Source organism: Bacillus salipaludis (assembly GCF_004358205.1).
Genome location: NZ_SMYO01000008.1, coordinates 231,309 through 246,809 on the forward strand (window position 1 = coordinate 231,309; position 15,501 = coordinate 246,809).

The window sequence follows — 15,501 nt, forward strand, 5'->3', positions numbered from 1 at the left end:
ATAATTATCTGACGGTCATTCCTTATTAATGTAATAAAATAAATAAATATAAAAGTAAGGAGAATAAATGTTTAGATTTTCAAAGAGATGAAGGGTTTTAAGGCTAGAATACAAAATGAAGTTATAGTGAATTTTTTCTTGTTTTACAAATGGTTAGAGTCCATAGAAATAAGGAGAGGAACGCTTTGCGTTCCTCTTTTTTATTAACATCCATTGGTCCCAGTAGGAAACAACCCCAGTTAAAAAAGCATTTCTTCTTTTTCTTTTCCGAATTTTTTATTCTCTTTTTTCTCTTTTTCTTTTAATACATAGCTGAGTAAGTCTAGTAAAATACGGGCTGCTACTTGTCCAGTTATGCCCGTTAGATCATATGGAGGGGCAACTTCTACTAAATCAAACCCGATGACTTCTCCTCTTTTGGAAATTCCTTTAAGCAATTCATTAACCTCATCGTAGAGGAGCCCACCTGGAGAAGGTGTTCCTGTTCCAGGTGCAATGGACGGATCGATTCCGTCAATATCAATCGTTACATAATATTTTTCTCCTGCAGGAATAAGCTCCAACACTTCTTTAAGTCCCATTTTTCTCATCTGACGAGGTGATAGGATCACGCTGCCATACGCTCTTGCTGCATCGACGTCTTCTTTTTTGCTGCTGCTGATCCCGCGAATACCGAACTGGAATATTTTCTGAACATAATCCAGCTCAGATAAGCGACGAATGCAATTTCCATGACCATACCTCATTCCTGAGCGATGATCCGCCCAGTCTAGATGGGCATCAATTTGAATCACATGAAACGGACCTATGTCTTCTAGTCCCTTTCCAACTGCTGCTGTGATGGAGTGATCGCCTCCTAATACAACCGGCATAGCACCTTTGGAAATAATTTTTCGTATTGCTTCTTCTGTATTTTCATGGCACTGCATAATATCTCCGTGTACCATGTCTACATCACCACAGTCGACGACTTTCCATTCAGGCCCAAGATACATAGTATCATTTTCAATATCATAAGCACCATCCAGACCGAAACTATATAATGTAGAGCCTTCGCGGATTCCTCTAGGGCCCATTCTTGCACCAGATTTCCATTGTGTCCCCATGTCATTAGGCACCCCGATTACAGCTACATCTGCATCAAGCTGGTTCAGGTTCGAACATATTGGGTATTTCCCAAAAGTACAAATTCCTGTAAATGGTAAGTTTAAAAACTGCTTTTCATCACGAATAGACATTCTTGCTGCCTCCTTTTTAATTTTCATCCACTCTTTTTCCTTATGCAAAGTTTTCTGAGGGGGGCCGTTTGTTAACCAATTATTTTTAATTCTATTTTTATATTGTTTACACAATTAGCTTTCAATTAAAGTTGTTGTTTTCTCCTCATAAGTCTTTTGAAATAAATTCAGATAGTCTTCTTTTGTCAAATCCCTTGAATTTGCCTGAGTACACAAATGTTTAAAGGCTCCTTCTGCTAGGAATGGGAAGTCTTCGGGATTTACATTACTTAAATCTCGAAAGCTAGGAATGCCGATTTTATTTGCCAGCTCTTTTAACAACACAACACCTTCATAAGCCGTTTCTTCAATTGTTTTTCCTTCAGGATTTGCCCCAAGCTTGATTGCTACCATGGCGTGCTTTTCTGGATTTGAAGGAATATTATATTCAAATACATGTGGAAGAAAAATAGAATTCGCCACTCCATGTGGAGTATCATAAAGTCCTCCAAGTGGTTCGGCCATTGCATGTACAGCCCCAAGATCCGTGTTATCAAAGGCGATACCGGCAACCAAACTGCCCAAAAGCATATTTTTCCTAGCCTCTAAATCGTGACCATTTTCTACTGCTAATGGTAGGTACTTTGCAATTAATTCTATGGAATATAGTCCCAAAGCATCTGAAAGTGGTTGAGCAACTTTGCAGGTGTAAGCTTCGATAGCATGTGTGAGTGCATCCATTCCTGTAGCTGCTGTAATGGATTTAGGCAAAGTTACTGTCAATTCAGGATCTACAAGTGCAAGTTTAGGAGCGATTTTCAAATCTAGTATCGCCTCCTTTTGTTTCGTCACGGTATCGGTAATGACAGAACCTCTTGTAACTTCACTACCGGTACCTGAAGTTGTCGGAATACAAATTAGTGGTGGGATTTCCCGTTCTAGTAAATTTACACCGTAACGTTTTCTTAATTCTCCTCCATGTGTTAAAAGTGTCCCAATTGCTTTGGCTGTATCCATTGAACTTCCGCCGCCAAGACCAATTAAAAGATCGATGTTCTCGTTTTTAAACTTTTGATAAGCACTCTCGCAATCTACATCTTTTGGATTAGGTGATATTTCATCATAAACAATATAATTAACACCTTCTTGATCTAAAGATTGTGTGATTTTGTCCAAAATTCCTGTTTGTGCAAGTCCTTTATCTGTAATAATGAGTGCTTTATTTCCCCCTAATTCTTTAGCCCTTTTCCCAATATTCTTTACTTTACCCTTTCCAAACTCTATAGAAGTAGGCAGATTAAAATGAAAATCCCATAACATATTAAATTTCCTCCTTTATTATTCCCAATATTCTGAATTTAAATCTGGTGTTTTCTCTATTTAACTAATTGCTAAACCATTCAGTTGGCTTAACATCTAAATTAATATTGATTTGTTTTACCTCAGTAAACGTATCCAAACCAAAGGTTCCTAACCCGCGGCCAATCCCGCTCTGCTTGTACCCTCCCCACGGTGCTTCATTATAGGCGAGGTTATAAGCATTAACATAGGTAATTCCGGCTCTTACTTTTTTAATAACCCTCAAAGCTTTGGCGCCATCTTGTGAAAAAACACCTGCTGCAAGCCCGTATGAGGTATCATTTGCCAGCTGGATTGCTTCCGCCTCATCTTTAAACTTTTGAACGACAAGGACTGGTCCAAAAATTTCTTCCTGAACAATTCTCATGTCAGGTTTGGTGTCAACAAATATTGTTGGCTCAATGAAATAACCATTTTCAAGCCCGTCACTTGTGATGCGGTTGCCCCCGCAAACTAATGTAGCCCCTTCGTTTAAGCCAATTTGAATATATTCAAGGATGTTCTTCATATGGTCTTCACTTACAAGCGGCCCCATCTCTGTAGACGAATCATCTCCAAGCCCAACCTGAATCTTTTTCGCTCTTTCTACTAATCTAGCAATGAACTTATCATGAATGCTCTCTTCTAATAGTAAACGCGATCCTGCATTACAAACTTGTCCGGCATTGGTAAAAATCCCATTTAATGCATAATCGATAGCTGTCTCAAAATCTGCGTCAGCGAAAACAATATTTGGTGACTTGCCGCCTAGTTCGAGTGAAATGTTTTTAATATTTCCTGTTGCTGCATTCATGATGCTTCTACCCGTTGCTGTACTACCTGTAAAAGAAATCAGATCCACCTTCTGACTTTCCGCTATTTCTTTTCCTACTGTTGAACCACCTCCCAAAACTAGGTTTGCAACACCAGCTGGTATCCCCACTTCTTCCATGATCTGAAATAATTTGTAAGTGGTGACCGGAGTGATTTCAGCTGGTTTAAATACAAGCGTATTTCCCGCAGCAAGCGCAGGGGCTATTTTCCAAGCTCCCGTCAACAATGGAAAATTCCATGCAGCGATAAGTCCGCATACACCGACAGGTTCCCGAATAACCATGGCTTGTACAGGATCGGCAACAGAATACGTTTGACCATTTGGTTTTGTCACTAACCCAGCATAGTATCGAAAGCAATCCACCGTATCAGCAATATCAAACTCAGATTCTTTAAGGGGTTTTCCCGTATTCTCTGTTTCAAGTTTGCTAAGCTCGGCTGCCCTTTCTTCAATCTTATCCGCTATTTTAAATAAGTAGGATGCACGTTCAGATGCCGGCAAGTCTGACCAAATTCCGGAGTCAAAAGCTGTTCGTGCTGCACTAATCGCCATTTGGGCTTCTTCTCTACTTCCCTGCGGAGCCTCAGCCATGATTTTACCGTTTGCGGGATTCACAGCATGACTCTTCTCTCCGCTTAACGAATCCATCCATTCACCATTAATAAACATTTTCAACTTCAACATTTTGACAAACCTCCAATATGTTATTTTTATCTTACCTGTTGAGAGATAACCTCTTGATCAATGTCTTGGTCATTTTCTGGAATCATTTCTTTATCAAAATAAAACTCAGGAAGCGGTTTGCGGAACCATTTCGTCATATAGACAAGATAAATCAATCCGCATGCCATCCAAATGCCCCCGAGAATCAACGCATCCATTTCTAAATGCGACCATAACCACATCGTAAAGGCTGCGCCAATGAGTGGTAATAATAGATACCGAATGCAATCCCGAAAAGAACGCTTGTGATTTCTGATAAAATAATGGGCGATAACAGACACATTTACCGATGTAAAGGCAATTAACGCTCCAAAATTGATAAACTTTATAACTTGTTCTAGGGTTAATAAAATTGCCAGTAAAGAAACTGCGCCAATCACAATGATGCTAAGTGACGGTGTTTTAAATTTAGGATGAATATATCCAAATATTTTTTTAGGTAATACGGAATCTCGCCCCATCGCATATAACACTCGAGAAGCGCTTGTGATTGAAGCGATACCTGAAGAGAAATTACCAATAATCACCGCTGTAATAAACATGGATTTAAATAAATTTCCTCCGACGAGCACTGCTATTTCAAGGGCTGCAGAATCAGCATGTTTGAATGAAATGCCCGGATTCACCAATTGTGCTAAGTAAGAAGAACCAATATACAAAACTCCGATAAACAATAGCATGATAATAATTGCTTTTGGAATCGTTTTTTCGGGATTGATTGTTTCCTCTGATAAAGTGGTCAGTGAATCAAAACCAAGAAAACTAAAACAAAGAATGGTAGCACCTGCCAAAATATCGGATAAGGAAACATCCGCATCAAACAATGGCTTAATTGAGAAAAGACTACCCGTCCCTACTCCTTCTGATAGACTTTTGAAAGTTAATATCCAGAAAAGGCAAACAAAAATGACTTGAGCAATCACAAAAATTTTACTAGTTATTGCTGATATCTCCACACCTAGTATACTTGGAGATACGATGCTTGCAGTCAACACAATTACCCACACATAATGCGGGATTCCAGGAAATACCGAACTCAAAAAGACAATCGACATTAAGCAGGTAACCATAGGTGTTAACAAATAATCAAGCATAATCGACCAACCCACAATGAACCCAACCTCAGAATTAATAGATTTTTGCGTAAAGGTATAGGCTGAACCTGAAATCGGGAACGCTTTCGCCATTTTGCCATAGCTGAGAGCTGTAAAAAGTATTGCTAAAAAAGCAATAATGTAAGCAGCTGTAATGACACCTTTTGAGGTAACGGCAGCAATTCCATAGGTATTAAAAAACACCATGGGGTTATTCCATGCAATTCCTAAAAAAACAACCTGTGACAAAGTAAGCGTTTTTGCAAGCGCTTTCTGTTTCATAACTCAACTCCCTCCGTGTTAATAAATTAAATTCTTAGATGATTTAGAAGATTTCGTATCCTTATTGTAAACCTTGTTGTTACACAAAGGTCAATAGGTGTATTATAATTTTTAAGGGAGGTTATCTCAGTGAAAATAAAGGAAAAATTAACCATTGGTGAAATGGCGGGGCTACGAGGGATAACGGCGGAGACCTTACGCCACTATGATCGGATTGACCTATTCAAACCTCAATATGTTGATCCCGATTCGGGGTATCGCTACTATTCTATTTTTCAATATGAAGTTTTAGGGACCATCAAAGAGTTGCGGCAACTTGGGATGAGTACAGACGAAATAAAGGAATATTTTAATGAACGTAATTTTAATAAGTCCTTGGATATTCTTAAAGCCAAACATACGGAACTTAAATCAAAACTGAGTGAGTTACATGACTTGGAGGAAAATATTCGCGGGAAAATTGGATACCTGGAGCATGTAGCGAAAGAAAAAGAACTTCAAGAGGTGTTTTTTCGCGAAATTGGAAAAAGGAAGTTAATTACCTTAAATGAAAAAATAAATAATAATTTGGAGCTTTGTTATGGTGTTATAAGGTTAGAAAATATGCTCACCGAGAAGACACCAATTCTGGCTAGTAATAGACTAGGCATTATCATCAAGGAAGCAGATCTTAGAGCGAAACGGTTTGAAGAACCTTCCATTATTTTTGTCGTTGCAAAAAATAAAGAAAAATTACCAAAACAGTGCCAAATCACTGTTCCTGCCGGTTTATTTGCATGTATTCGTTACAACGGAGAATTATTATGGAACCGAAGCGAAAGTTTGAGTAAGATTTGGGAATATCTCGAAGAAACAGGATATCACATAACTGGCGATGCACTGCAAATCATGCACGTCGATATTACAATCACAGATAAGCCAAATGAGATTACATTCGAAATTCAGGTTCCAGTTCAAATTTAGGGACGGTGGGTTAGGAACCTTGTCCCACCTTGATGAAGTGATGGGACGAGGAACCGTCCCCTTGTATCAACTCCTATTTAATTAACAAATAAAAACCACTTGGATTATCCTAAGTGGTTTTTACTTTGACTATTAGTATCATCAAAAAAGCATTACAGATATGTTAATTAATACGCTTTTTTGTATGCTACCGATAATGTTTTTCCACGAAAACCGAACTAATTATAAAAGTTCGTTTCTATTCGTGTTCCATAGCAGCCTCCTGGAAGAGCAACTGACCGTATGAGTTAACGATTACCCATCCACTGTCCATTTTAAATCCATGTAGGTAACGACTCTCCCAATACATTTAAATTCAACTCTACTTTTGTTTCCAAGCGGAACGAGTAGCTGCCTCCTTCCATATTACGCGATTATTATCGGTCGCTGCAGGCTCCGATTCACCAAAGATGGCGCGTACCCAATGTCCGTCAGTTGGATTTGGCATGAGAATAAACTTAGTTCCAAAGAGATCTTTATCCTGTTCCATCAACTTGGCACGCTTGTCAATGTCTGCAACGTAATAAATTCGGCGGAAATCGTTCAAGTTATCACCTAAATAGGAGATTACCTTATAATTTTGAGCTATCTCGTTTTGACGGGGTTCCTTGTTTGATGTGTCTCTGAGAATTGTCAGATGCTTTTTATCGACATAAGGAAATTTAAGTTTCTTTAGTTGTGTTTTTGCGTAGTGATATGTTTTTGATCCTTGGTCACGGCTCGAAACATAGAAAACCTCCACCCCTTTTTTCTTACAGTAATTAAAGAAATCCAGTGCCCCTGCAGTAGCCGCCATGTTATACGTTGGAATCCACTTGTCCCAAATCGCATCGTCGAAGAAGTCTTTATTATTGTTAATAAGATATCCCCAATAATTGACCGGACTGAGAATTGTATCATCAATATCCGTGATAACAGCTAACGGTTTATCGCCCTCCTTGCGGTTGGCAAGGGCACGATCAACTTGGATTCGTGCCATATTAAAAGATTGGTGATAGAGCGCTTTATACTCTGCTGCAGTCTGCTTCCAGGCAACTGCTACATTCAGTATATTATTGAGTCCATCTACTGTAGAACCTTCAGCACTTGGTGTTATTTTTGGTTGTTCCACTGCTGCCTGTACATGTGCTGAATGCTGTTTAGATAAGCCAAATACATAACCAACCGTTGCACTACTAAGTACAACAATAATTGCTAGAATCATTGAAAAATGTCTTTTCATTTCTTTATCCTCCTCAAATTTTTTATAACATAAAATATGTTAAATCATCACTCTGACATATTTCTGACATTATAAACAATTCTGAAAAGACGTGATTATAGAAAAAAGCGACTTGAATCGGAAACAGCTCCTTTTCAAATCGCTTTTGGTCCTTTAGAGGATTTTTATTAATTCCATATAGTGCTTTTCAACTTTTAAAGAGGGTGTGCAGCCCATTTCTTTCATAAGATATTGGCTATGCTGCTGATATTGTCTGATGAGGGCTGGCTTGTCTTTACGTTTTTCGTAGATCTCCATTGCCATAATACATGCCTTTTCCTCATAGGGGAAAAAGCGCAATAGCTTTTTCAGGTATTCCAATTCTTGTTCTATGGATTGGTTTTTATCAAAATAATTGATTAGCCGATATGTAAGTCGAATATAAATTTGGTTGATGCTTTCGCTAAGAGCAGCACTCCAAAGATAAGCTTTATTTTCAAAAAGCTCTCCACGGTAGTATGATTCAGCTTTCATAAGCAACGATACTTCTTTTTCGCTGTCAGGATGTTGGTTGCTCCTTAACAAATCCGTGGATACTCTTACAAATTCCTGATAATCCAAGAGACATTCCTCAAGCTCTACCCAGTACCCGTCACTATTACTTTTAATCTTAAGTGGCACCTGCTCATTCACAATTGTTTTCTTTAAGCGGTAAATAGAGGTATGGAGATTGGTTGTCGCCCGATCAGGGTCTAGGCTGGGCCAAAGCAAATCACAGAGCCTCCATTTGCCGATAGGTTTCCCAAGGTGCATGACAAGATAAGCCAAGAGCTCCTCTACCTTCGATGTTATCCAGTGTACCTTTTGATTTGAATGTCTCCCAAAGACTTCAAATTCGCCCATACAAAGAATTCTTCCCTTGTGCATGATTTCTTGATCCTCAATTTTGGATTCAGGCCTTTGCCGGCTCGTACGGTTCATGATTTTACGAACCACTCGATTTATTTCTTGCGCATCAACAGGCTTTAAAATATAATCCAGGGCATTAACTTTAAAAGCTTCTATCGCATACTGGCTGTATGCAGTGACAAAAATGATATGCGTTTCCCCATGAATCGCCAAAATCTTTTCTGCCAATTCCAATCCATTCATGTCTGGCATTTCAATATCCACAAACGCAACATCTGGTTTAATCTCACCAATTTTTTCAAGGGCTGTTTTAGGGTGAGTAAATTGCTTGACCACTTCCAATTGACCATTTAGATCAATCACTCGTTTTAGTAGAATATGGTTTGGATGCTCATCATCTATGGTAATCGCAATCAGCTTCGGCAAGGCAAATTTCCTCCTCCAGTTATTTTATCAAGTGTTTTTCTTAAACGGTAAATATAAAGTGATGATTGTACCATACCCTTCTCTGCTTTCAATGGTCAGTTTCGTATCTGCAATATGTCCCAGCCTTTGATGGATATTGGCAAGGCCTACTCCAAAAACAGTTCCCTTTCTAGATAAAATTTCTTTAATTTTTTGTTCCGACATCCCAACCCCATCGTCTGTAACAGTAACTTTTATCGATTCGCCTTTTGGCTGGACGGTAAGCTTTAACGTGCCCCCCTGCGTTTTTTTTACAACCCCATGCCGGATTGCATTCTCTACTAAAGGCTGTATCATCAATGGCATGATCCTTTGCTGTAAACAAGTTTCATCAATTTCGAAAATGGTTTGAAGTCGTTCTCCATATCTGGCTTCCTCAATATCCACATAAGATTTCACCAGTTCAATTTCACGTTGCAGCGTTACCAGCTCACCACGGTTATCGGTATTAAAAACAATTCTTAGGTATTTACTGAGACTGTTCAATAATTCTCCCGCTTTTTCCGAATCAGTATAGCAAAAGGCCATGATCGCGCTTAGTGCATTATATAAAAAGTGAGGTTTTATTTGCGATTGCAAATAGGCCATTTCGTTTATCGCTACTTCCTTTTCAAGTTTTTTCGAAACCTTTTTAGTTCGAATAAAACCGAATACAAATAGTGATAAAACGATCAATACAATCAGCAAAATGAAAGTGATTAGATTCCGATGTCTTTTTTGCGTGATATACCTGTTCCTAAGTTCACTTTCACCAACTTTATACTTATCAACAATATCATTTGTATCAAAATAATTCATAGCACGATTCATAATGCTTACTAAAGTATCCATCTCACCTGTCTGTTTAAAAAAATAGCAATAATATTTAGGTGATTCTTTAATGCGATAAACAGAAGTCAAATCAAAAAGCTCATTTTCATAAAAATCTTCCAAAAAGACATTTTCGTTTTGAATGATATAGTCAACATCCCTATTTTTTAGTCCGAGATACATTTTACGATCACTATCAAAATATGTGATTTGTTCTTTAGGAATAATTGTCTCAATGAAATCTGTTATGGATGTTCCCTTTACGATTCCTACTTTTTTATGAAGAAGTTCTTGCACGTATTTTATCTTTTTTGGGTTGTCTGCTTTTGCAATTACAGAATAATATGTGGAAACATACGGGTGTGAAAAGAGACCGAATTTTTGTCTAGTCTCCGTAATGCTAATTGGAAACAGGAGGTCAATATTTTTCTCTTTCACTTTGTTAACCTTTTCGGACCAACTAAGGTTTTCATCGCGTATGAAGATATAGTCTAACCCAATGAGGTGTGCAATGTTTTCAAAAAGTTCGACACTGGCACCTGAATATTTACCTTTGGCTTTATCATAAAAGGATAGGGGTGCAAAGTTGTCATCCACCATAACACGCACTTTTCCAATTGAACGTATAAACTCCTTTTCCTTTTCTGTCATAGGGAAATGATTGTACAAATATGCTTTCTGCATTTCTTTTTCATATTTTGCAACGATTGGGCCAATTGCGATGGAAATCGCTTTGTTCAGTATCGATAGTAATAGAGGATTGGAACTGCTAGTTATTACTCGATAGGTATCATAGGTTCGGGAATTAGGGACCGGACGCGCCAAGAGACCATGATCAATTAAACTTCTATAATTCCCAACATTTGAGTAGATAAAATCAATCTTATTATTTTTCAATGCATCATAAGCAGCAGAAAGATCTTTGTATGGATAATATTTTATATCGCTAAAATTATTCAGTGATTGACTGTTATCGTCTATCATGTTTAGAATACCGACTTTTTTCCCTGCAAGTGTATACACAAGTGTATCATCCGTTATTTTTTTATCATTCGAATAAAAAATGAAATTCATATTGATGCTAATGGGTTCACTAAGCAAAATCTCAGGATAGACTACTGTACGCCTTTGGATTATGGGTGACAAATCCAATGATCCATTCGATATTTTATTGATGACATCCTCTGAACTACTCACTGCGACATAAGATAGTTTTACTCCTAACACTTTTTCCAGTGTGGAGTAGAAGAGTTTATTTACCCCATATTCATTTCCATTATTTTTAAATTCATAGAATCCCCCCATGGAATCAAGATTATTAGGAACTTTCAACCCTTTTTTCCTGACATTATCAAGGTACTCTATTTCATCATCTGTGAGTGGAATCGACTCGCTTGAAAAAGAGTCTGCAGTACTACTATATTTTTCATAGATATTTTCATAGCTATTTCTATTTTTTGAAGAGGTTGCTTCTGCAACCGAGAAATTCGAAGTAAAAAGCCAAACCATAATCAAAAGTATGATCACTTTTTTTCCATTCATTCAAATAGCCCCTCATGTTGCATTATTCCATTTCACCTAATTTACGACCCGCTATTGCATTTTTTTAATCAGTATAAAATCGACATCAAGAGATATCAACAATATCTTACAAAATTATCGAAAAAATCATTTTACTTTTATTGGAGTTAAGACAAGGCTGTTTTCTTAAAGATTTCGTTCATAACAGGGAAGCCCGTTGCCATTACTACACGTCCTGTTGTCGTGTGCTGCATCACTTGTATTTCCTTTTTTGCTTTTAAAACCATCTTGGTAACCGATGGGGAAAAAATGCTCTCTGTTTCAAGCTGAGTTACTGATTTTCCAATTAAAAAAGAAACACCCTTTCCGTAAATGGCTTGGCAATTCGGACTAGCTTTTAAAACCATTCCGTTTCCATCCGTAATCACGATGTTATCTTTCGAAGCTCTAAGAATGGCATCCAATTCGATTTGAAGAGTTCCAAAGTGTTTTTCCATATAATCACTGCCTTTGCGAATGAATTTCCTTATTATTAAGATACCAATTCATTTTCAAAGTAAAAAGGCTATTCAATAGAAAAAAAGAGCGCTAAGGAAGCAAAAAGGCTTCCTTAGCACTCTTTAAAGATTACTTATTTGACGGCTTCTTTTAGTTCTTTACCTGGTTTAAAAGCGGGAACTTTAGAAGCAGCGATCTGCATTTCCTCGCCTGTTTGTGGATTACGGCCTGTTCTGGCTGCACGTTCACGTACTTCAAATGTTCCAAACCCAATTAACTGGATTTTTTCTTCCTTAGCAAGTGTATTAGAGATAGTTTCAAACAACGCATCCACCGCTTTGGTAGCATCTTTCTTAGCTAATTCTGTTTGTGTTGCGACAGCGTTGATTAGTTCAGTTTTATTCATAATCTAGCACCTCATCCTTTTATTTTAGATAGTATGTAAAAATGATATCATAACACATCTACTATAAGGTTTTCCAATTTAACAGATTCATATACATTTATTCCAAAAGAAACAGTATCCCTTAATAGTATGCTTTAAGAAAAATCATAAAAAGACACAAGCGCTTTTAACCCGTGTCATTTATTAAGTGTATCCAAACTTTTGTGAAATCTCGTGTGCCGCACTCTGACCTTTTCAACCAACGAAGGCAGCATTTCCTTTTGGTAATTCACATCAAGGCCTGCAATACTAATGCCTGCAATGATAGACCCATTGTAATTAAAAATAGGAGCAGCAACAGCAGATATATAATTTTCAAGTTCCGAATGACTTAGGAGAAAACGGCTTTTTGTTTCCATAAAAATGCTGGCAATATAATTTAACTTCTTCCATTAGAACCAATCGAAATATTTCATTTTCCCCAATCGCATTAATATATTAATCTAACGTTTGCGGTTATCATGGGTAAACCCTCTTCCAAGCACCTCGTACACATCATTAACACTCACAAATGCATAGGGATCCATTCCCTCCACCAATAATTTTAGTCGCCCTATTTCATTTCTGTTAACTACACAATAAAGCACTTCCTTACTCTCTCCTGTGTATCCTCCTTTACCGTTAAGTAATGTAACACCCCTTTCCATTTCCATTGTGATTTTCTTCGCAATCTCTGTGTTTGTATTCGATATAATCATTACGGCTTTGGCTTTATACGCTGCCTCCTGGACATAATCAATGACTTTTGCTCCGATAAATACAGCCACAAGGGTATACATAGCACGGGTCAAATCCAGATAAATAAGCGATATGGCAACGACAATTAAATCAGAAAAAAACAATGTTCGTCCAATACTCCATCCCATGTGTTTTTTCAAAAGATAGGCGATGATATCGATTCCATCTGTTGCCCCGCCAAAACGAAATACAATCCCTAATCCAATTCCGACCGAAACACCTGCATAAAGAGAAGCGAGCAATGAATCATGTAAAGGCAAAGAGAAATTTTCGAAAACACTAAGAAAAATAGATAACGATACAGTTCCCACTACCGTATAAATAAAGGCAGTTCTCCCCAGTGTCTTCCAACCTAGAAACATAAGTGGAATATTGATCAATAAATTGACTAACCCTGGATCCCAATTAAAAATAAATTTCAGTAATATGGTTATTCCTGTAATACCGCCTTCTGTTAAACCGTTACTTATGTTAAAACAATCAATGCCAAAACCCATAATGGCAGAACCTACAATAATAGCTGCTATGGGTTTTATTTCAAGTTTCATTTAACTCAACCCCTCAATGACTAAAGCTTCAAATTGATTTGATTAAAAGATTAATGCATGTTTTATGCCAAATGGTATTACTGGTTTTTAGGGATATTTAACTAACAGTGGTATTTAATTTTGCATAAACTATCTATATCTGAATAGTTGGTTAACAATAGTTTAAATACAAAAGAGGATTCTACAGTAACGGAATCCTCTTTTCATAAATATGTTATTTTTCGATTAGAGACTTTGTATGATCATAGACCACTGTACCATCAACAATTGTTAGCTGGACTTTCGTATCGGGTATTTCCTCCACCGGTATTTCAAAAAGATTTCGCTCCAAGACGACAACATCCGCAAGTTTCCCCACTTCCAATGTGCCTAATTCATGCTCTCTAAATGTACCGTAAGCTGATCCTGACGTATAGGCTTTTAAAGCATCAGCAAGCGCAATCCGTTCATGCGGATGCCACACTGTTTTTCCACTGCTGTCGATTCTCGTTACTGCACGATAGATTTGTAGAAGCGGATTCAGGATATCAACTGGGAAATCAGTTCCAAATGCCAAGTTTGCACCAGATTTTTTCAAAGTATTTATTGAAAAAACATGCTTTTCTCGTTCCGAACCAATTCGATCAGTGTAAACACCCCGTTCCGACATTGCAAAGTGATCCGGCTGCATTGAAGCAGTAACACCCAGCTCCTTAAAACGAGGGATATCATTCGGATGTATTACTTCTACATGCTCGACGGAATGACGTGAATCCCGTTTGCCGTTGACTTTTTGCGCTTCCTGATAAGCATCTAAAGCTAGACGGATGGCTCCATCACCAATCGCATGAAAACGAATACTGAAGCCTTCCTTATCTGCATCCGCCACCCATTTTTTAATCGTCTCAGCAGGGAAAGTTGTCTCACCACGTGAATCCGGTTGATCTGCATAAGGTTCTAATAAATAAGCCGTACGGGCAGTAATAACGCCATCAATAAATTGTTTCAGTCCGGACACACGGAGTTTATCCGATTGATACGTATCTCTCAATTGTTTAGCACGCTCTATATCGCCATTTAATACTGGCCATAAATGAATGCGTGTTGTTAAGTCCCCTTTATCTTCAAATTCTTTGAAAAGGCCATAATCATTAATAATATTCATTGACTCCGATGCAAATAAGTCATGGACAGCCGTTACTCCTAAACTAGCAGCATGAGTAAGGAAATTTGTTAAAAGAGCTTTCTTTTGTTCTTTCGTAAAATCATAGGCATGGCGGATGACCGCATCCGTTGCTCCTTCATAGAGAAGGCCATTTGGTTCTCCATCGTCGTCCTTCCCAATCCTGCCGAAAGAAGGGGATTCAGTATGTCGATTAATATTTGCGATCTCTAATGCCTTTGTGTTCACCCAAGCATAATGCATTTCGGCATGAAACATAAGCGCTGGACGATCAGGGAGAATCCGATCCAATGAATGACGGGTCGGTAATTTTTGAGTATCCCAATAACCTGCATCCCATGTAAATCCGATTACCCATGGATTTTCCGGATTAGCTTCAGCGAATTTGCGAATCATTTCCAGTGCTTCCTCTTCCGAACGGGCCGCGAACAGATCGACACCATTAAGGGCAACGGCCCCCTGCATAAGATGAAGATGGAAATCATGGAATCCCGGCATGATGAGTTGATCATTAAATTGATAAATTTTCGTATTCTCACCTGCAAAGTGTTTCATTTCTTTCTCAGAACCAATCGCAACAATTTTGTTATCCTTAATCGCAATCGAAGCGGGTTCAGGCTGGTCGGTAAGACCTGTAAAAACAACATCACTCGAAATAATCATATCAGCTTTTTGTTGACTCATAATTAATCAATCCTTTCATTTATATAGAT

Annotated in this window: 12 protein-coding genes and 1 pseudogene; 1 reads left to right on the forward strand and 12 read right to left on the reverse strand. The window is 38.0% G+C overall.

Annotated features, from left to right (window positions below; all coding sequences use genetic code 11):
* Positions 1–239: 239 nt before the first annotated feature.
* The 4 genes from speB to E2K98_RS18315 form a co-directional block, all read right to left on the reverse strand.
* Positions 240–1,238, reverse strand: a complete 999-nt coding sequence (gene speB, locus E2K98_RS18300) for an agmatinase (RefSeq protein ID WP_133336790.1) — start codon at positions 1,236–1,238, stop codon at positions 240–242.
* A gap of 114 nt (positions 1,239–1,352) precedes the next feature.
* Positions 1,353–2,537 (reverse strand): iron-containing alcohol dehydrogenase, encoded by a 1,185-nt coding sequence (locus tag E2K98_RS18305; RefSeq protein ID WP_133336629.1) that lies wholly within the window; start codon positions 2,535–2,537, stop codon positions 1,353–1,355.
* 64 nt (positions 2,538–2,601) lie between these two features.
* Positions 2,602–4,074: an aldehyde dehydrogenase family protein gene (locus E2K98_RS18310; protein ID WP_133336631.1), complete on the reverse strand. Its 1,473-nt coding sequence runs from the start codon at positions 4,072–4,074 to the stop codon at positions 2,602–2,604.
* 26 nt (positions 4,075–4,100) lie between these two features.
* Positions 4,101–5,489, reverse strand: a complete 1,389-nt coding sequence (locus E2K98_RS18315) for an APC family permease (RefSeq protein WP_133336633.1) — start codon at positions 5,487–5,489, stop codon at positions 4,101–4,103.
* A gap of 129 nt (positions 5,490–5,618) precedes the next feature.
* Here E2K98_RS18315 and E2K98_RS18320 point away from each other — a divergent pair, with 129 nt between their 5' ends.
* A complete protein-coding gene (locus tag E2K98_RS18320) occupies positions 5,619–6,452 on the forward strand; it encodes a MerR family transcriptional regulator (protein WP_208025383.1) in 834 nt (277 codons plus the stop codon).
* Between the two features lie 361 nt (positions 6,453–6,813).
* Here E2K98_RS18320 and E2K98_RS18325 read toward each other — a convergent pair whose 3' ends face one another.
* From E2K98_RS18325 to E2K98_RS18360, 8 genes and pseudogenes are all read right to left on the reverse strand, one after another.
* Complete coding sequence (locus tag E2K98_RS18325) at positions 6,814–7,713, reverse strand: 5'-nucleotidase, lipoprotein e(P4) family (RefSeq protein ID WP_208025384.1); 900 nt, start codon at positions 7,711–7,713, stop codon at positions 6,814–6,816.
* Positions 7,714–7,866: 153 nt separating this feature from the next.
* Positions 7,867–9,027, reverse strand: a complete 1,161-nt coding sequence (locus E2K98_RS18330) for a response regulator (protein ID WP_133336635.1) — start codon at positions 9,025–9,027, stop codon at positions 7,867–7,869.
* Positions 9,028–9,054: 27 nt separating this feature from the next.
* Entirely contained in the window at positions 9,055–11,418 is a 2,364-nt protein-coding gene (locus E2K98_RS18335; RefSeq protein ID WP_133336637.1) for a histidine kinase, read from the reverse strand.
* Between the two features lie 173 nt (positions 11,419–11,591).
* Positions 11,592–11,894 (reverse strand): annotated as a pseudogene (locus E2K98_RS18340) (sigma-54 interaction domain-containing protein); the annotation flags it as partial.
* A gap of 134 nt (positions 11,895–12,028) precedes the next feature.
* Positions 12,029–12,301: an HU family DNA-binding protein gene (locus tag E2K98_RS18345; RefSeq protein ID WP_133336639.1), complete on the reverse strand. Its 273-nt coding sequence runs from the start codon at positions 12,299–12,301 to the stop codon at positions 12,029–12,031.
* 176 nt (positions 12,302–12,477) lie between these two features.
* A complete protein-coding gene (locus tag E2K98_RS32340) occupies positions 12,478–12,699 on the reverse strand; it encodes an IclR family transcriptional regulator domain-containing protein (RefSeq protein ID WP_133336641.1) in 222 nt (73 codons plus the stop codon).
* A gap of 84 nt (positions 12,700–12,783) precedes the next feature.
* A complete protein-coding gene (locus tag E2K98_RS18355; protein ID WP_133336643.1) occupies positions 12,784–13,626 on the reverse strand; it encodes a YitT family protein in 843 nt (280 codons plus the stop codon).
* Between the two features lie 214 nt (positions 13,627–13,840).
* Positions 13,841–15,472, reverse strand: a complete 1,632-nt coding sequence (locus E2K98_RS18360; RefSeq protein WP_133336645.1) for an amidohydrolase — start codon at positions 15,470–15,472, stop codon at positions 13,841–13,843.
* Between the last annotated feature and the right edge of the window lie 29 nt (positions 15,473–15,501).